Origin of the sequence: Pseudomonas sp. MCal1, from assembly GCF_026341415.1 — a bacterium.
Lineage (GTDB): Bacteria > Pseudomonadota > Gammaproteobacteria > Pseudomonadales > Pseudomonadaceae > Aquipseudomonas.
On sequence record NZ_JAKUMP010000001.1, the window covers coordinates 407,425 to 424,315 of the forward strand.

General features: G+C 61.4%; 15 protein-coding genes and 2 riboswitches. Of the genes, 5 read left to right on the forward strand and 10 right to left on the reverse strand.

Features of this window, described 5'->3' with window-relative positions; genetic code table 11:
• Positions 1 to 27: 27 nt before the first annotated feature.
• The gene (gene nfuA, locus MKZ87_RS01815) at positions 28 to 612 is read left to right on the forward strand and encodes a Fe-S biogenesis protein NfuA (protein WP_007959519.1); all 585 of its coding nucleotides are present in this window, start codon (positions 28 to 30) and stop codon (positions 610 to 612) included.
• 114 nt (positions 613 to 726) lie between these two features.
• Here the strand turns inward: nfuA and cobM are convergent, their stop codons facing one another.
• The 10 genes from cobM to MKZ87_RS01865 form a co-directional block, all read right to left on the reverse strand.
• Positions 727 to 1,473 (reverse strand): precorrin-4 C(11)-methyltransferase, encoded by a 747-nt coding sequence (gene cobM / locus MKZ87_RS01820; protein ID WP_266200152.1) that lies wholly within the window; start codon positions 1,471 to 1,473, stop codon positions 727 to 729.
• 90 nt (positions 1,474 to 1,563) lie between these two features.
• Positions 1,564 to 1,977: a cobalamin biosynthesis protein gene (locus MKZ87_RS01825; RefSeq protein WP_085701894.1), complete on the reverse strand. Its 414-nt coding sequence runs from the start codon at positions 1,975 to 1,977 to the stop codon at positions 1,564 to 1,566.
• Positions 1,974 to 2,675 carry a CbtA family protein gene (locus tag MKZ87_RS01830; RefSeq protein WP_085701895.1) on the reverse strand — a complete coding sequence of 234 codons (702 nt, stop codon included), beginning with the start codon at positions 2,673 to 2,675 and terminating at the stop codon, positions 1,974 to 1,976. Before MKZ87_RS01830 ends, MKZ87_RS01825 begins: the two co-directional genes overlap by 4 nt.
• An 11-nt stretch (positions 2,676 to 2,686) precedes the next feature.
• Positions 2,687 to 2,884, reverse strand: coding sequence for a CbtB domain-containing protein (locus MKZ87_RS01835; protein WP_007959524.1), 198 nt, complete (start codon positions 2,882 to 2,884; stop codon positions 2,687 to 2,689).
• A gap of 121 nt (positions 2,885 to 3,005) precedes the next feature.
• A riboswitch (cobalamin riboswitch) is annotated at positions 3,006 to 3,227 on the reverse strand.
• Positions 3,228 to 3,263: 36 nt separating this feature from the next.
• On the reverse strand, positions 3,264 to 3,590 hold the full coding sequence (locus MKZ87_RS01840) for a hypothetical protein (protein WP_085695931.1): 327 nt from the start codon (positions 3,588 to 3,590) through the stop codon (positions 3,264 to 3,266).
• A complete protein-coding gene (locus MKZ87_RS01845) occupies positions 3,577 to 4,275 on the reverse strand; it encodes an AzlC family ABC transporter permease (protein WP_170929675.1) in 699 nt (232 codons plus the stop codon). The genes MKZ87_RS01840 and MKZ87_RS01845 overlap by 14 nt, the downstream gene beginning before the upstream one ends.
• Positions 4,265 to 5,182, reverse strand: coding sequence for a sugar phosphate isomerase/epimerase family protein (locus MKZ87_RS01850; RefSeq protein WP_085695933.1), 918 nt, complete (start codon positions 5,180 to 5,182; stop codon positions 4,265 to 4,267). Before MKZ87_RS01850 ends, MKZ87_RS01845 begins: the two co-directional genes overlap by 11 nt.
• The gene (locus MKZ87_RS01855) at positions 5,179 to 7,599 is read right to left on the reverse strand and encodes an ATP-grasp domain-containing protein (protein ID WP_266200153.1); all 2,421 of its coding nucleotides are present in this window, start codon (positions 7,597 to 7,599) and stop codon (positions 5,179 to 5,181) included. The genes MKZ87_RS01850 and MKZ87_RS01855 overlap by 4 nt, the downstream gene beginning before the upstream one ends.
• Positions 7,596 to 8,876 (reverse strand): hypothetical protein, encoded by a 1,281-nt coding sequence (locus tag MKZ87_RS01860; protein ID WP_266200154.1) that lies wholly within the window; start codon positions 8,874 to 8,876, stop codon positions 7,596 to 7,598. Before MKZ87_RS01860 ends, MKZ87_RS01855 begins: the two co-directional genes overlap by 4 nt.
• On the reverse strand, positions 8,876 to 9,628 hold the full coding sequence (locus MKZ87_RS01865; protein ID WP_085695936.1) for a 2OG-Fe dioxygenase family protein: 753 nt from the start codon (positions 9,626 to 9,628) through the stop codon (positions 8,876 to 8,878). Before MKZ87_RS01865 ends, MKZ87_RS01860 begins: the two co-directional genes overlap by 1 nt.
• 347 nt (positions 9,629 to 9,975) lie before the next feature.
• A riboswitch (cobalamin riboswitch) is annotated at positions 9,976 to 10,186 on the forward strand.
• A gap of 98 nt (positions 10,187 to 10,284) precedes the next feature.
• On the opposite strand from MKZ87_RS01865, the gene cobW reads away from it, so the two are divergent.
• The 4 genes from cobW to MKZ87_RS01885 are packed head-to-tail and all read left to right on the forward strand — an operon-like array spanning position 10,285 to position 16,885.
• Positions 10,285 to 11,358, forward strand: coding sequence for a cobalamin biosynthesis protein CobW (gene cobW / locus MKZ87_RS01870; RefSeq protein WP_085701900.1), 1,074 nt, complete (start codon positions 10,285 to 10,287; stop codon positions 11,356 to 11,358).
• Between the two features lie 3 nt (positions 11,359 to 11,361).
• Positions 11,362 to 15,210, forward strand: a complete 3,849-nt coding sequence (gene cobN / locus MKZ87_RS01875) for a cobaltochelatase subunit CobN (protein WP_266200155.1) — start codon at positions 11,362 to 11,364, stop codon at positions 15,208 to 15,210.
• An 8-nt stretch (positions 15,211 to 15,218) separates the two neighbouring features.
• Positions 15,219 to 16,220 carry an ATP-binding protein gene (locus tag MKZ87_RS01880; RefSeq protein WP_085701902.1) on the forward strand — a complete coding sequence of 334 codons (1,002 nt, stop codon included), beginning with the start codon at positions 15,219 to 15,221 and terminating at the stop codon, positions 16,218 to 16,220.
• Complete coding sequence (locus tag MKZ87_RS01885) at positions 16,145 to 16,885, forward strand: vWA domain-containing protein (RefSeq protein ID WP_416383534.1); 741 nt, start codon at positions 16,145 to 16,147, stop codon at positions 16,883 to 16,885. Before MKZ87_RS01880 ends, MKZ87_RS01885 begins: the two co-directional genes overlap by 76 nt.
• Positions 16,886 to 16,891 lie beyond the last annotated feature (6 nt).

Sequence of the window (16,891 nt, forward strand, 5' to 3'; positions counted from 1 at the left end):
TCCGCCTCAAGCCTGCGAGGAGTCTCCATGACCGCTATTACCATTACCGACGCCGCCCATGATTACCTGGCCGATCTGCTCTCCAAGCAGAACACTCCGGGCATCGGCATCCGCGTTTTCATCACCCAGCCTGGCACCCAATACGCCGAAACGTGTATTGCCTACTGCAAGCCGGGCGAAGAAAAACCTGAAGACACGGCGCTGGGGCTGAAAAGCTTCACCGCTTACATTGACTCGTTCAGCGAAGCGTTTCTCGATGATGCCGTCGTCGACTACGCCACCGACCGCATGGGCGGCCAACTGACCATCAAGGCGCCAAACGCCAAAGTCCCGATGGTCAACGCCGACAGCCCGATCAACGAGCGCATCAACTATTACCTGCAAACCGAAATCAACCCGGGGCTGGCGAGCCACGGCGGTCAGGTCAGCCTGATCGATGTGGTTGAAGACGGCATTGCCGTATTGCAGTTCGGCGGCGGTTGCCAAGGCTGCGGCCAGGCGGACGTGACCCTGAAGGAAGGCATCGAGCGCACCTTGCTCGAGCGCATTCCGGAGCTCAAGGGCGTTCGCGACGTGACCGACCACACGCAGAAAGAAAACGCCTACTACTAAGGCGTTCGCTGCGGCATGAAAAACGGCGCCCCGTGAGCGCCGTTTTTTTTGCGTGAAATTTGATCGTTCCCACGCTCTGCGTTGGAATGCAGCCCGGGACGCTCCGCATCCCATTCATGGTCGATAAAGGTGCGCATGCCCCGCGCGATAAAGCGATGACTCACCAAAGTGATCGCTACCCAACACCCGCCCAACCAGAATCAACGCCGTACGCCGAAACCCCTTCGCCGCCACCTTCGCGGCAATGTCCTCCAGCGTCCCGACCGCCCAATCCTGATCCGGCCACGTCGCCCGGTGAATCACCGCGATCGGGCAGTCCGCGCCGTAATGCGGGAGCAACTCAGCCAGAATCTTCTCCAGATGATTGACCCCCAGATGAATCGCCATGGTCGCCCGGTGCTGCGCCAGATTGCCGAGTTCTTCACCGGCGGGCATCGCGGTCTTGTCCGCGTAACGGGTCAGAATCACGCTTTGTGAGATGTCCGGCAGGGTCAGTTCAGCGCCCAGCAGCGCGGCGCACGCAGCCGTGGCGGTCACGCCGGGAATGATCTCGAACGGAATATCCAGCTCGCGCAAATAACGGATCTGCTCGCCAATGGCGCCATACAGACTCGGATCGCCCGAATGTACCCGCGCGACGTCCTGGCCCTTGGCGTGGGCGGTCTTGATCAGGTCGATGATCTGTTCCAGGTGCAGCTCGGCGCTGTTGACCACGGTTTCAGCGCAATGCCCGTCCAGCACCGCCGTCGGCACCAGCGAACCTGCGTAGATGATCACCGGGCAACTGCGGATCAGCCGCTGGCCTTTGACGGTGATCAATTCCGGGTCGCCGGGGCCGGCGCCGATGAAGTAAACGGTCATCGCTGGATCCTGTAGAAAAGGGCAGTGCAGTGCTTCACAAGCCCTTCAGATGAAGAATGCTCATGATCGAAAGCAGGAATTATCGGGAATTTACGCAGCGCCGGCCAATGCCAGAGTTGCCTGCGCGTACTTTTGCCTGGAAATCAGCAGTTTTGCCGGGCCACTGATCAACTGTTCGGCGAGTGCCAGGGCGGCACTTTCCGCCACGCCGTAGCAACCGGTGCGTTCGAAGGCGATTTGTGAATGATGACTCAAGCGTTGCTGATAACAGGCCAGCTCTTCGCTGCTGAAATACAGCAACGGCAGCGCCAGTTGTGCGGCGAGTTCCTGCAGGCCGGGTTCATCGCGCTTGAGGTCGATGCTGGCCAGCGCCCTGACCTTCTCAAGATCAATTCGATGCGCCTGTAGCGCCTGATCAAGCAATGCGCGCAGCGTGCTGGCCGGGCAGCCGCGCTGGCAGCCCAGGCCGACCACGAAGGTCGGCGCTGCGCTGTCATCGGTCATGCGTGGTACTGGCCTTCGCTTTTGCGGCGGAACAACCAGGCGCTGATCAGGCCCAGGGCCAGCCAGAACGCGACGTTGGTCAACTGCGAAGCGATTTTGAACTGCGCTTCCAGAGCTTCCGGTGCGAGCATCGAATGCACTTGCGGTTGCGGCGCGCCGATTACATGCGGCACGGCAAGGATCGCTACGCCGAGGATCTTCATCAGCCAGTTGCGGCTGAACGCGATCAAGGCCAGACCGACAGCGGTGGAGGCGGCAGTGCCGATCCACCACATCTGACGCGAGGCCAGGTCGGCAGCGGCGGTGCCCGGCAGCTCGGGCGGCAGACCCATGGTCGGGGCGAGCACGAAGGTCGCGTAACCGGCCAGGCCCCAGAGCAAACCTTGGGAAGTTTTGGTCGGCGCCCGCAGGGTGTACAAGCCCGCCAGCATCAGGGCAAAGCCCACGGCAACCACCAGATTGCCGCCGGTTGTGGACAGCACGCGCTGCCAGCCGTCTTCCGGCTCCCAGGCTTCGGCATCGTGAGTGTGGGCGGCGGTGCCGGCGGCGTGTTCGTGAACCTCGACCACCGGTTCGGCTTTCTCGAAGGTTTCGGCCTGCAGAATCAGTGGCGAAACCCAGAAGCTTTGCAGCAACGTCAGGAGCAGGGCGGCCAGAAGGCCGGTGAAACCTGCGGTCTGCGCAATACGCTTGATCATGTCGTCAGGTCTCAGTGGCACGGGAACGCGGCGCTGTGACGGGTATCGTGGGCGGCGTTGTGTACCGCTTCGATGTGCGAGAAACCGGCGAAATACACGAGGCACGCACCCAGGATCGACGCGCAGACGGCGGCGGTCAGGCGTTGGCTCAGGGTAGTGGTGCTGGAGATCTTGTCCGAATTGCTGCCGGTGCTGCTGATGATCGACATGGCGCTTCCCTCTGGAGTGTCAGCGGGTGAACAGAGCGCATGAAAATCCCTGCGAGTCAGGCACGCAGAGGTTCGAACAGCGCCCGCCCACCGCGGGTTTGTTATGTTCAGTAACGCAGGATGCGCACTGTGTGTTGCGGGCCGGTCTCCGGGCTCACGAGGGGCTGGCGTCAGGCCGACCTGCAAGCGTCACCTTCCCATGCCATTGGCACAGTGGATCTGACGCTTCGCTCGCTTACCGTTGCGGGGGCAGCACCGGACTGACATGGCTTTAGAGTAAAGCACATGATTCACCGGTTTCCCGTTTCACCCTGTGAAGGGCACCCGTAACAAGTTGTGTAGGAGACCATGGGCGGGGGATTCGCGTCAATCGACGGCGCTAAAGCGTCGCGAGTGCCACGTACACCGCCAAGGCGATCAGAAACGCGTAATAGGACTTGATTGGCGTCAGGCTCAGCAGCCAGGCCAGCGTTACCGGCACAATCCACTGCATTGCAGCGGCGTGCTGCTTGGTCAGCGGAAGGAGTGACCCCGCCAGCAGGCTGACCAGCATCGCCACCGACGTGTACTTGCCGAGGCGACCGATGAAGCTGCGGGCACCGCCGGACAGCCGCTCGACATCGACCGCCAACGGCAGCAGCCGGCAAATCGCGGACACCAGCGCGCAGATCAGCACATACAACCAGAAAGTACTAGGTTCGGTCATAGACATAACTCGTCAGGACTGTGACTGCCAGGACCAGCAGCAGGCTCACTTCGCCCAGCCAAAGCAAGCTGGCGGCGGTGGCCAGGCCGGCGATCCATTGCGCGTGGAAGCTGTGACGCTCGCGGGCCATCTTGCCAAGCGAGGCGCTGATGAAGACGGCGATCACCACGCTGACGTGATCCATCACGGCGTTGTCGGCCAGGCTCGCAAAGCAATAGCCGGCGATGGTGCCCAGCAGGGCGGCGGCATACAGCAAAAAGCACACGGTGTTGGCGTACGCTCGACTGATCGGCTGCTGTTCCTTGCGGATCGACATAAGCGTGAATGCAGCATTGGCCATCACCGCCAGCGCCGGAACGAACGCCTTGATCGGCCCTTCAAGGCTGGATTTCAGGCTCAGCGTGAAAACCAGAAAGCGCAGGTTGATGCTCAGCGCAGAGACCAGCACACCAAAGGCGTTCAGCAGATGCGCGGGCGTTTCCAGCAGCGTCAGTTGCAATGGCGAGGCCATCACCGTGCCGCTGAACACCACCATGGCCGGCAAGTCCAGGCCATGGCGGCGCCCGAGCATGCCGATCAGGGTGAAAGTCAGCAACAGCGAGAACACGAACGGCAGCGCATCGCGAATGCCGGTCGCAATCTCGTTGTGCGACGCCGGTTTTGCCAGCGCGGAATCAACCGGCATGGGTGCTTTGCCGCGTGCCGGCGAGCAGTTCCTCGACCCCTTTCTTGTAGGCCAGGGCCTTCTCCAGGTAGTACTCGGTGGAGAAGCGCGGAATGAACTCTTCCACCACCGCGACCCCGCGATAGCCGTTGACCGCGAAACGATTGAGCACATCGCTCAGGCGCAGGTTGCCTTCGCCGATCGGCAGATGCTGGTGGTGGGTATCGTTGAGATCGGCAATGTGCAGGTGCCGAGTGATCGGCGCCAGACCGGCGATGGCTTCGAACAGGCTTTCGCCATACGGCAGCAGCGAACACAGGTGCGTCACGTCGATGGTCACGAAGCATCCGGTTTCCTGGTGGAAGCGCAGGTGTTCCTCGACCGTGAATACCGGAAACTTCGGTCGCTGTCCGCCCATGTTTTCCAGGCACAGGGCAATGCCATCGGTGTTGCAGCGTGTGCTGACCTGATTGATCGCGTCGATCAGGTTGTCCAGCAACACGCCATTTTCCAGCTGATCCTTATAGCCGGGGTGGAAGGTGACGCTGGTGGCACCCGCCTCACGGGAAAAATCCACGGCGGCGCTCAGGCAGTCGACCGCCTGGGCGCGTTCGGCCAGATCCGGGGAGCACAGGTTGTACTGGCGTCCCCACCAGCCGGCATGCACGGTCAGGGTGATGCCATTGTGCTCAGTGAAACGGCGGATCTGCCGGGCCAGATTGACACGTTCCTCGGCGCTGAGTGACCAGAAGACCTGTTCGGCGTCTTCGCCGATTTCGAACTCCACGGCCTTGAAATGTCGGGCCAGATCGGTGATTGAGCCGAAGATATCCGCCGGGTTGTCGTAGACATTGGTGGAGAAGGAGATCAGCGGAAAATCCTGGCTGATCGGGCCATCGATACGGTACAGCGTTTCATTCGTGGTCATTGCGCCTGTCCTTGGGTAGTGAACCGTGGGTGGGAAATCGCAGCGTTGAAGGCTGCCTGGTCGTCCGCGTCGCTACACCCCAGCAGCACGTAGCCGTGACGGTCTGCAGAACGGCGGATGGGCCGGCCGAACTTGTCATGGTTGAGGATCGCGCGCAGCGCAAACGGCTGTTGCAGCAGACGCCCCTGCAGCGGTTTCGGGTCGGTGGTGTGGTCCGCTTCAATGTAGCGAATCGCCATTTTCACGTAGGGTTTCTCGATTTCCGGCAGTGCAGAGCCCGTCATTGCGGCGATGGTGCTGGCTGCCAGATGCACGCCGGTGGTTTTCCAGACCATTTCCCATATCTGGTCGCCGCCGAAGCGAGTCTGGGTCTCGATGAAGTGCAGGCGTGAACCGTCGAGCTTGATCTCGGTGTGAGCCGGGCCCCAGCGGTTGCCCATGCGTTCGAGCAGCCACAGCACGGCTTCTTCGATTTGCACGCGGCTGTCATCATCGAGCCCGGCGGGAAAATCGTGGCCGGTTTCGACATACCCCGGCGCACCGCTGGTGTGTTTGCGGGTGATGCCGAGAATCTGGTGCCGGCCATCCAGGCTCAAGGATTCGACACTGTATTCCTCGCCGGTGGCGAAGGCCTCGATCAGATTGCGGCCCTCAAGCGGCAGTTGCGCGACATCCTCTGGCCGGTCGATGGCGTAGACGCCTTGGCTACCGGAGCCGTTGACGGGTTTGACAATGGCCGGGCCATGACGGAGCACGAAGGCACGAACCTCCTCGCGACTGTTGACGGCGGCGGCCGGCAATTCGTAGCGGCTGCCTTGCAACAATTGACGAAACAGCAGCTTGTCGCGGCTGACTTCGACACTGCCCAGGCTGTTGTGGGCGATGCCCAGTTGTTCGCCCAGCCGGGATGCCGGCAACAGGCCCAGTTCCGAAAATGACACCACGGCATCGAACGGGTGCTGACGGTGCAGTCGCTCGATGGTTTCGCTGTAAGTGTCCAGTTCTGCGATGTCCGGCGTCAGTACCGGTGTTGCGTGCTTGCGCTGATAGTCAGACAGGTCACCAGGCTGTTGGACGAGGGTAAAGCGAAACTGCCTTTGTGTATCCCAGTCCATTCCCGAATCGCGGCCGCCGATGAGCAGAATGTGACGGATGCTCGTCGCGACGGGGACTTCGCCGTAGACATCGATGTCGGCGACGGCCAGCAAGGATTCGCGCAGGCTGGCGGTATCGGGTTGCTTGAACTCGATGTACAGGTAGTTCTGGAAACCGTTGCTGACCGGTCCGATGGCATCGCCCGGGTTGACGTAGGCATACCGGCGCTGGAATCCCGCAAGGCGTTCGATGCGCTCGGCGTGGTGTAGTCCGTCATAGAACCGGTCGGTGCGGGCGAACGGTGTGGCAATGCCGAACGCAACGGGGGGACGGCCGCAAAGAGGCTGCATTTCAGCGGACAGTGTCCGGTGGTAGCAGACGTCCAGGTGCAAGCCCCAGGCTTGGCGAATCACGTGAATCCGGCTGCCGCCGGGGCGCGCGCCGACTTCGAGAATCTTCGGTCCGCTGGCGGTGAGAATGAACTCGACATGGGCAAACGTGCCTCTGAGTCCCAGTGCCTTGACGGCGTCATGGGCCAGTCGGTGGCAGCGTTCTTTCAGGCCGGCATCGGGTTCCAGCAGCGATGGCGTGTAGCGGGCGAAATGGTGGAAGTCACCACGCCCGATATCGACACCGGCAATCACGTCGACAATCGGAAAACTGTGGATCGAGCCATCCGCAGCAATTGCGCAGTCGATGGAGTGGTTGGAGCCCTGGAGGAACTCCTCCAACAGCAACTGCTCGGTTTCGCGGCTTTTACCGGCCACATAACGCTGCAGCGCCGGCCATTCGTGGCGAGCATAGTCGAGCAGATCGTGGTGAGTGTGGATGCAGCGAACGAACAGGCTGCTGTAGAGGTTCGCGGGTTTCAGAATAAACGGGTAGGGCAGTTCATCGGAGTGTGCCAGCAGGTCGTCGATTCGTACTTCACGGGACAACACGTGCAGGTCAGGGTTGTCCGACTGCTGGAAGTGTTGGCGCTGCAACGCCTTGTCCAGTGTGTTTTCCACGTTGCGATGCAAGTGAGCCAGTGCTGGCAGCGCCGCGCACAGGCGGGCTGTGACAGCAACATAGCCTTCGCGGAAATTCAGCACGCTGGTGAACCCGTGTTCATCGAGCAGACGTTGCGTCAACCCGATCAGATCCGCCGAAAGCCCTCTGGAAAAATCGTACTGTGCCACCGGCGAAATTCTTGTCGCGTCAGCGATCTTGCTGGTTTTACGGCTGTCGGCGATCAACAGCGGAGTAATGCCCTCGGCAATCAGGCCTTCGTACTCACCTTCGCGAATGTTGCCTATGATCAGGCAGGCGCTTGCTTTCATCGGCAAACCTCCGGGTCGAAGCTGTAATGGATTCGGTTCAGGCGCTGGCAAATGTGCGACAGACGGATCCGATCCACGCCGTTCGCACCGCCGCTCAAGACATTGCGGATTATGTGGGCCAAGGCATCCAGGTCCTCGCTGCTGATCCCCAGGCGAGTGATTTCCTGAAGGCCGAAGCGCAGGCAATCGCGTCCATGGACTTGTTTGTTGTTGACCCGGATGCCCAGTTCATTGAGTTCCTGCGCCGCTTGCCGCGCCAGGGGGCCTTCAAGCAAGAGCAAGTGCGTGTCGGTGGGGTGTAGCGTCCAGCCCGGCAAGCCTTTCAGGGCATCATGTAGTTGGCGGGTGTTGGCGCACATGCGCTGGGCATAGGCCTGTCCGTAGTGCCGGGTTTCCACCAGGGTGACGAACAATTGCAGCAGGCCGGGCAGGTTGGGCGAAGAGACCAGACCGCTGCTGAGCGTCTGTTCGATTCGCCAGGCCAGGTCGGCGCTTCGGCAGACGATCAGTGCCCGGTGCGGACCTGCCAGGGATTTGTGGGTATTGCCTTGAAGAATATCCGCGCCTTCGTCAAGCGGGTTGGGAAAGGCCTGTCCGGCGATCAGGCCCAGGGTGTGCGAGGCATCGTAAATAATCAGTGTCCGCTCCAACCCACGGCGGTTCAGCAACGTACGCAATGGCTCGATTGCGATTGTCCGAGTGGTCAGGCCGTGATCGAACAGCACGGCTGCCGGCGCTGTACCGAGTGCCTGAAGTGTCTGATCGACAGCTTCGAGATCGATCTGTCCGTCCGCCGTCAGCGTGAAAAATGCGCTGCGCCTGCCGATTTTCTGCACCAGTGGCCCGGTCGCAAAATGCCCGCCGCTTTCCGGCGCAAGCGACAGAATGGCATCGCCCGGCTCGGTCAGCGCGCTCAGCACGCTCAACGTACAGTGCACGCCGGACAGCACCCGGTACTCGACGAATGGAGCGTTGAACATTGCCTGCACAGCCTGGGTCGCCAGCGTCTTCAAGGCTTCGACTTCCGGGAAGTGCTCAACGTGCATGCCATTGAATTGGGCGGCATAGCGTTGACCGTCGATGGCTTGCGCGTTGAATAAATAACGCTCGTAAAAACGGTTCTGTCCGAGCGTGCGCGCCGTCTCGGACAATATGTTTTCGTTGGCGGTCAACGACAATGTTGAAACTCGTCGAGCACAGGCTTGTTGGAATTGCTCAATAATAAAGTCATGTGCGCCGGGTGGGCTGGCTGAAAGTGCATGCGTCAAAGAGTTCATTAGTAGTCCGCCAGGTCGAAATCGATTATCAACATGTCGCGGCTGCCGCGATTCGAATTAATGCTTGATGTTTGCAGTGGGGAAACTTCGTGCAGAAGTATTCGGTCATTCAATACGGCTGTTTCCATGTAATCCGTCAAAGTTGCTTTGAATACACAGTCGCCACTTTCATTGAATATCCGACTTTCACCGCCAATGACGCCCTGGCGTTGAATCAGATGTTGAAAGACAAAATCGTGTCCATCGCGATGGCGGCCCTCGGGTGTGGCGAGGCCGGCATTACGCCGGTCGCAGAGGATGCGGAACTGGTGACAGGTCACCAGCCAGTCGCGCGGGCCGACTGCCAGATCCATCAGCGCCAGGTCGGCAGCGAGCACGGTTTGCAGGACCGGAGACTCGATAAACGTTGACTCGCTGCGGCTGTAGGTGCGCTGGACGCCGCCCAGCAGCGGGTTGTGAGCCTGGGCTTGAAAGAAATGGCAGTCTTGCAGCGTTGTCCATTGGCGCTCACGTTGGCGATATTCGAACTTGCAGATGCGCCGTTGGCGTATGCCGTTCTCCACGCTCAGGTAGGTATCGGGGTGCAAATGCTCCCAGGTCGCGTTGAACGCCTGAGACACATCGTGCCCCAACAACCCGACCTGGACCGCCGGATATTGGTAACTGTGCGCGTAGTGGCAATTACGCAGTAGTTGGGACAGTTCCTGCAATACGGTGCCATCAGATTGCCGCAATGCATTGTCGGCGCTCATATTGCAGGCGCGTAAGCAGGATGGGCAGGAATAAAAAGCGTTGAATACTGATAGTAATCAGGCATGCAAGAATTCCTTTCTTGTAGAGTGCAGCGTCCTTTTGAATCTTCATGTTTCATATCTTGTTTTAATTTATCAATTCGGTTTTTGTAAAGATATGTAATTTGAGAGTTCGAGCGCTCTATTTCAAGGTCGAGCGTCGTGATGGGATAGTTGGTGGCTAGATGATATGTAAGAGATAACCTACAACTAATTTTTTAACTGAGAACTGTTTTCGATCAATATATTAAAGAACGATGTCCATATAACGAAATTGCCGCAGACGTTGACCCGCCTTGCGCGCATGCGTAGCCTTGCGCTTTCGAGGTTCTTCGGCCCACGCCGAAGCTAAGAAGGGAACGCGGTCCAAGCCGCGGCTGCCCCCGCAACTGTGAACGGTGCTGTTCGCTGCCACGCCACTGCCAACTCAATCCAGAGCCAGCGGGAAGGCGCAGCGAATACCGGGCCAAGGCTCGATCACCGTCAGCCAGGAGACCTGCCTCGTCACAGATTCTCACTTTCAACCGGGCGGGGTGATCCGGTGGCGAACTCTCCAGGCACGCACCCGCGCTGCCGGTCTCGTCCCGTATGCCCGCCACCTTGCCAAAGGGCATCCGATGAAAACACTGGCCAAACTCCCCGTCACCATCGTCACTGGCTTCCTCGGCTCGGGCAAAACCACCTTGCTGCGGCACATGCTCGACAACGCCCAGGGCCGCCGCATCGCGGTGATCGTCAACGAGTTTGGCGAGTTGGGCATCGACGGTGAAATCCTCAAGCAATGCACTATCGGCTGCACCGAAGAAGAAGCCACCGGCCGCGTCTACGAACTGGCCAACGGTTGCCTGTGCTGCACGGTTCAGGAAGAGTTCTTCCCGGTGATGCGTGAACTGGTGGCCCGTCGCGGCGACCTCGACCATATCCTGATCGAAACCTCGGGTCTGGCCCTGCCAAAGCCGCTGGTACAAGCCTTCCAGTGGCCGGAAATCCGCAGCGCCTGCACCGTGGACGCGGTGATCACCGTGGTCGACAGCCCGGCCGTGGCCGCCGGCACCTTCGCCGCATTTCCGGATCAGGTCGACGCCCAGCGCAAACTCGATCCGAACCTGGATCACGAATCCCCGCTGCACGAACTGTTCGCCGATCAACTGGCCAGCGCCGACCTCGTCATCCTCAACAAGGCCGACCAGACCAGCCCTGAAGATCTCGCGCGCGTACGTCTGGAAGTCGCCGAAGAACTGCCGCCGGCAGTAAAAATCATCGAAGCCAGCAACGGCCGTCTGCCGCTGGACGTGCTGATCGGCCTGGGCGCCGGTTCCGAAGAACACATCGACAGCCGCCACAGCCACCACGATCACCACCACGGTGAAGGCGATGACGATCACGATGACCACGATCACGACGCCTTCGACTCGATCTCCATCGAACTGCCGCAAGCCGACGAAAGTCTGCTGCTCGATGCGCTGACGCAACTGGTGGTCCAGCATGGCATCCTGCGGGTCAAAGGTTTCGCGGCCATCCCGAACAAGCCGATGCGCTTGCTGATCCAGGGCGTGGGCACACGTTTCGACAAGCACTTCGACCGCCAGTGGAGCGCCGATGAAGCGCGTATCACCCGTCTGGTATTGATCGGTCAGGAACTGGACGCTGCCCAGCTCGAAGCGCAACTGCGCGCCGCGCTCAGCGTTTAAGCCATGCACCTGCTCAGGACTCAGCCCGGCGGTTTCGTGTCGGATGACAACATTGCCGACCTTGGACAAACCCCCGCCGAGCTGGTGATCCTGTGCAGCGGCGATTCCAGCCTCGCGCTGCTCGCCGAAGCGGCGCAGCAACTGCCCGAGGATTACCCGAGCGTACGCCTGGCCAACCCGATGCAGGTGCAGAACCATGCGTCGGTCGACCTGTACGTCGATGAGGTGCTGCGCCACGCCAAGGTGATTCTGATCTCGCTGCACGGCGGCATCGCTTATTGGCGTTATGGCGTCGAGCGGCTGGTGGAATTGTCCGAGCGTGGCGTGCAGTTGATTCTGGTGCCGGGCGATGACCGGCCCGACCCGGAGCTCAGTGACCTGAGCACCGTCGGTGCCGAAGATCGTGACCGACTCTGGCAATTCTTGCGTCAGGGCGGCATGGGCAATGCGCTGGAGTTCTTCCGCTGTCTGGCCAACCGCTGGCTGGCGCGGGATTACGTGTGGGGCGAGCCGCAGACGCTGCCGCGCACGGCGATTTACCACCCGAACAAAAACACCGCCGCACTGAGTGACTGGCAAGCCGATTGGCGGCCCGGTCATCCGGTAGCGGCGGTGCTGTTTTATCGCTCGCATTTGCAAGCGGCGAACACGGCATTTATCGACGTTTTCTGCCAACGGCTCCAGGCGGCCGGACTCAATCCGCTGCCGATCGCCGTGGCCAGTCTGAAAGAACCCGGCTGCCTCTCGGTGGTCGAGGACTGGCTGGATGAGGTTGACGCTTCGGTGATCCTGAACACCACCGGTTTCGCTCAGTCCAGTCCCGAAGCGCCGCATCTGCGGCCATTCCGTCGAAACATTCCGGTGATCCAGGCGATCTGCGCCCAGGACAATGAACCCGGTTGGCGCGAGAGCGAGCAGGGCCTTGGACCGCGGGACCTGGCGATGCACATTGCCTTGCCGGAGCTGGACGGCCGGATCATCAGTCGGCCGATCAGCTTCAAGGACCTGGCGTGGCGCAGCGAACGCAGTCAGTCCGATGTGGTGTGTTATCGGGCACAGCCCGAGCGCATGGATTTTGTGGCCGAACTGGCGCGCCGCTGGGTTGATCTGGCGCGGGTGCCGAACGCTGAAAAACGCATCGCCCTGATCCTCGCCAACTACCCGACCCGGGACGGGCGCATCGGCAACGGCGTCGGCCTCGACACGCCGGCCGCCGCGCTGAATATCCTGCGCGCGTTGCAGGTCGAGGGTTATCCGCTGCCGGCTGAACTGCCGGAAAGCGGCACTGAACTGATCCGGCAATTGCTCGGCGGCGTCAGTAATGACCTTGACACCCTCGATCAGCGTCCATGCCAGCAAAGCCTGGCGATGAACGATTATCTGGCGATGTTCAACGCGCTGCCTGAAGCCAATCGCGCGGCGGTGCTGGAGCGTTGGGGTTCGCCGCAGAACGATCCGATGTGCCGCGACGGGCGGATGATGATCGCCGGCCTGCGGTTTGGTCTGACCTTCGTCGGCATTCAGCCGGCACGGGGTTATCAGGTCGATCCGAGCGCGGTGTATCACGACCCGGATCTGGTGCCGCCGCACGCGTACCTCGCATTCTATTTCTGGCTGCGCCAGACCTACGGCGCCCACGGCGTGATTCACGTCGGCAAGCACGGCAATCTCGAATGGCTGCCCGGCAAAGGCGTCGGCCTGTCGGAGAACTGCTGGCCGGACGCGCTGCTCGGGCCGCTGCCGAACATCTATCCGTTTATCGTCAACGATCCGGGCGAAGGCGCCCAGGCCAAACGTCGCACCCAGGCGGTGATCATCGACCATTTGATGCCGCCGCTGACCCGCGCTGAAACCTACGGTCCGTTGCGCAATCTGGAGCTGTTGGCCGACGAGTATTACGAAGCTCAACTGCTCGACCCGCGCCGCGCCCGTGAGTTGCAGCGCGACATTCTGCAACTGGTGCGCGACACGCAGATTGACCGCGAACTGCAACTCGACGAAGCCCTCGACAGCGATGCCGATGCGGCGATCTGGCTGCCGCGTCTGGATACGTATCTGTGTGACTTGAAGGAATCGCAGATCCGCGATGGGCTGCACATTTTTGGCGAGTCGCCGACCGGACGTTTGCGTATCGATACTTTGCTCGCGTTGCTGCGGATTCCGCGTGGCGATGGCAAAGGGGCGCAATCGAGTCTGTTGCGGGCATTGGCCAAGGCGTTTCAGTTGGGGCTCGATCCGCTGGATTGCGCGTTGGCCGAACCCTGGACTGGCCCGCGTCCGATGGAGCTGCAATCGCTGAGCGATGAAGTCTGGCGCACGGCGGGGGATACCCGCGAACGCCTTGAGCTGTTCGCAACGCAGTTGATCACGCACGCTGTGAGCGATTCCTGTGGGAGCGAGCTTGCTCGCGAAGGCGTCTTGTCTGCCAACACTTCTGGGACTGACACACCGCAATCGCGAGCAAGCTCGCTCCCACAGGGTCCTCACTGGTCTGAAGTCGGCGTAATCATCGACCATCTTCGTGAAGTCGTTGCCCCACGCCTCGATGCCTGCGGCCCGGCCGAAATGCATGGCTTGCTTGATGCCCTGAGCGGCCGTTTCGTCCCGGCCGGCCCGAGTGGTGCGCCGAGTCGCGGTCGTCTTGATGTGCTGCCGACCGGGCGCAATTTCTATTCGGTGGACGTGCGCAACCTGCCGACCACCACTGCGTGGCGAATCGGTTTCCAGTCGGCAACCCTGATTCTCGAACGACACCTGCAGGACCACGGCGACCACCTGCGCCAACTCGGCCTGTCGGTCTGGGGTACCGCCACCATGCGCACCGGCGGCGATGACATCGCCCAGGCCATGGCGCTGATGGGCGTGCGACCGGTTTGGGCCACGGGCAGTCAGCGGGTCGATGATTTCGAGATTCTGCCGCTGAGCCTGCTCGACCGGCCTCGGGTCGATGTCACGCTGCGGGTCTCCGGATTTTTCCGAGACGCGTTCGCCAACCTGATCCGCCTGTTCGACGCCGCCGTTCAAGCCGTGGCGGAACTGGACGAACCGGACGATCTCAACCCGTTGGCCGCCAAAGTGCGTGCCGAGCGCGAGGCGTTGCGGCAATCGGGTCTGGAAGAGGACGCTGCGCGTCGTCAGGCTGGCTGGCGGATTTTCGGTGCCAAACCCGGTGCTTATGGCGCGGGTGTGCAGGGCGCCATCGATGGTCGCCTCTGGCAAACCCGCGAGGATCTGGCCGAGGTCTACCTGAGCTGGGGCGCCTACGCTTACGGCGGTTCTGACGAAGGCACCGCCGCCCGCGAACAGTTCGTCCAGCGTCTGAGCCAGGTACAGGCCGTGCTGCAGAACCAGGACAACCGCGAGCATGACCTGCTCGATTCCAACGACTATTACCAGTTTCAGGGCGGCATGCTCGCTGCCGTGGAAAGCCTGCGCGGTGAAGCGGCGGCCAGTTATCACGGCGATCACAGTCAGCCGGATCTGCCGAAGATTCGCACCCTGAAAGAAGAGCTGAACCGGGTGATCCGTTCCCGGGCGGCGAATCCGAAATGGATCGACGGGGTCAAGCGCCACGGCTATAAAGGCGCGTTCGAACTGGCGGCGACGGTCGATAATCTTTTTGCCTTCGACGCCACCACGCAGTTGATCGATGATCACCAGTACGCCTTGCTGGCCGATGCGTATTTGCTGGACCCTGCGACCCGCGAGTTCGTGCGCGAGCATAATCCCCACGCCTTGCGCGACATGACCGAACGCATGCTCGAAGCACAACAGCGCGGGATGTGGCAGGAGCCGGGCGCCTACAAAGAGGCCCTGGAAAACCTGCTGCTGGATATAGAAGAAGAGAGCTGAGACTGAACATGACCGACACCCCGCATTTCCCGCTCTGCGCCGTGGTCGGCGCCGATGACCTGAAACTGGCGCTGTACCTGACGGCCATCGATCCAAAGATCGGCGGCGTGCTGATTGAAGGCCCGCGCGGCATGGCAAAGTCCACGCTCGCCCGGGGTCTGGCGGATCTGTTGGCCAGTGGTCAATTCGTGACCCTGCCGTTGGGGGCCACGGAAGAGCGACTGGTCGGCACGCTGGATCTGGACGCGGCATTGAGCGATGGTCGTGCGCAGTTTTCTCCCGGCGTGTTGGCCAAGGCCGATGGCGGTGTGTTGTATGTCGATGAAGTGAATCTGCTGCCGGACCATCTGGTGGATCTGCTGCTTGATGTCGCCGCCAGCGGCACCAACCTGATCGAGCGTGATGGCATTTCCCATCGGCATTCGGCGAAGTTTGTGTTGATCGGCACGATGAACCCGGAAGAGGGTGAGTTGCGTCCGCAATTGCTGGACCGCTTCGGTCTGAACGTTGCGCTGAGTGGCCACACTGCGCCGAACGAGCGGGCTCAGATCATTCGTCGTCGACTGGATTTCGATAGCGATCCGCAAGCGTTTTGTTCGCAGTGGGAGGCTGAGCAGCAGGTTCTGCGTCAGCGCTGCGAGAACGCCCGCAACGTTTTACCGGCTATTGCGCTGGATGACGCGGCGCTGGCGCAGATCACCGAGCGCTGCTTCGCCGCAGGCGTCGACGGTTTGCGCGCCGATCTGGTCTGGTTGCGTGCCGCGAGGGCGCATGCGGCGTGGCGCGGTGCGGACGCCATCGCCGAGCAGGACATTGACGCGGTGGCCGAGTTCGCCCTGCGCCATCGTCGCCGCGAACAGTCTTCGACCAGCTCGCAGCCACCGGCGCAATCGCCGTCCGGCACTAACGCCGAACCGAGCGAAGGGCAGGGCCAGTGGGGAGAAATGCCGGCGCCGGCACTGGCTACCGGCGCACGCCGCGAAGTACCTATCTGGCCAAAAAAGCGCTAGGCATTCGCCCCCGATCTGACGCGGGGGCGAATGCCAGACCCCGGGCCGGACGGCTCGATAACGGCCGACAAGGCAAGCGGCATGCGGCTCGCAGCGGCTCGGTGAACTGGCCCGGAACCTTGCTCAATGGCCTCCCGAAAGTCCGCGCGGACCTGCTGTTTCAACTGCGTACCCGCACGCCCCATGAACTGTGGCTGGTGGTCGTCGATGCCTCCGCTTCGACCCGTCGCCATCAGGCATTGAGCGATGCCAAGGGCTTGCTCGCGCAACTGTTCGACGACGCTTATCGGCAGCGCGCGCGTCTTGCGTTGCTGACCGCAAGCGGCGCGGCGCCGAAATGGCAGGTGCAAGGACTGAAGGCCTCCAGCGGGTTGCGCGCATGGCTCGATGGGTTGGGCGCGGGAGGCGGCACGCCGCTGTTGGCGGCGCTGACGGAAGCCGGGCATTGGCTTGCGGTGCGGCGCAAGCGTTTTCCCGTCGAACAACAACGGTTGCTGGTGATCACCGATGGCCGGTTGAAAGACTGTCCGCAAATGCCAGCGCTGGTGTGTCCCGGCCTGTTGATCGATATCGAGCGCGGGCCGATCCGGCTGGGCCGTGCAAGGCAATTGGCGACAGCGCTGGACGCCGATTACCGGCATATCGACGAGTTGTTGTCGGTCTGAGAGCTA

Bases quoted from the DNA above. Each gene is read 5' to 3' on its own strand.
- nfuA (WP_007959519.1), top strand. From the start codon at position 28: ATGACCGCTATTACCATTACCGACGCCGCCCATGATTACCTGGCCGAT.
- cobM (WP_266200152.1), bottom strand. From the start codon at position 1,473: ATGACCGTTTACTTCATCGGCGCCGGCCCCGGCGACCCGGAATTGATC.
- MKZ87_RS01825 (WP_085701894.1), bottom strand. From the start codon at position 1,977: ATGACCGATGACAGCGCAGCGCCGACCTTCGTGGTCGGCCTGGGCTGC.
- MKZ87_RS01830 (WP_085701895.1), bottom strand. From the start codon at position 2,675: ATGATCAAGCGTATTGCGCAGACCGCAGGTTTCACCGGCCTTCTGGCC.
- MKZ87_RS01835 (WP_007959524.1), bottom strand. From the start codon at position 2,884: ATGTCGATCATCAGCAGCACCGGCAGCAATTCGGACAAGATCTCCAGC.
- MKZ87_RS01840 (WP_085695931.1), bottom strand. From the start codon at position 3,590: ATGACCGAACCTAGTACTTTCTGGTTGTATGTGCTGATCTGCGCGCTG.
- MKZ87_RS01845 (WP_170929675.1), bottom strand. From the start codon at position 4,275: ATGCCGGTTGATTCCGCGCTGGCAAAACCGGCGTCGCACAACGAGATT.
- MKZ87_RS01850 (WP_085695933.1), bottom strand. From the start codon at position 5,182: ATGACCACGAATGAAACGCTGTACCGTATCGATGGCCCGATCAGCCAG.
- MKZ87_RS01855 (WP_266200153.1), bottom strand. From the start codon at position 7,599: ATGAAAGCAAGCGCCTGCCTGATCATAGGCAACATTCGCGAAGGTGAG.
- MKZ87_RS01860 (WP_266200154.1), bottom strand. From the start codon at position 8,876: ATGAACTCTTTGACGCATGCACTTTCAGCCAGCCCACCCGGCGCACAT.
- MKZ87_RS01865 (WP_085695936.1), bottom strand. From the start codon at position 9,628: ATGAGCGCCGACAATGCATTGCGGCAATCTGATGGCACCGTATTGCAG.
- cobW (WP_085701900.1), top strand. From the start codon at position 10,285: ATGAAAACACTGGCCAAACTCCCCGTCACCATCGTCACTGGCTTCCTC.
- cobN (WP_266200155.1), top strand. From the start codon at position 11,362: ATGCACCTGCTCAGGACTCAGCCCGGCGGTTTCGTGTCGGATGACAAC.
- MKZ87_RS01880 (WP_085701902.1), top strand. From the start codon at position 15,219: ATGACCGACACCCCGCATTTCCCGCTCTGCGCCGTGGTCGGCGCCGAT.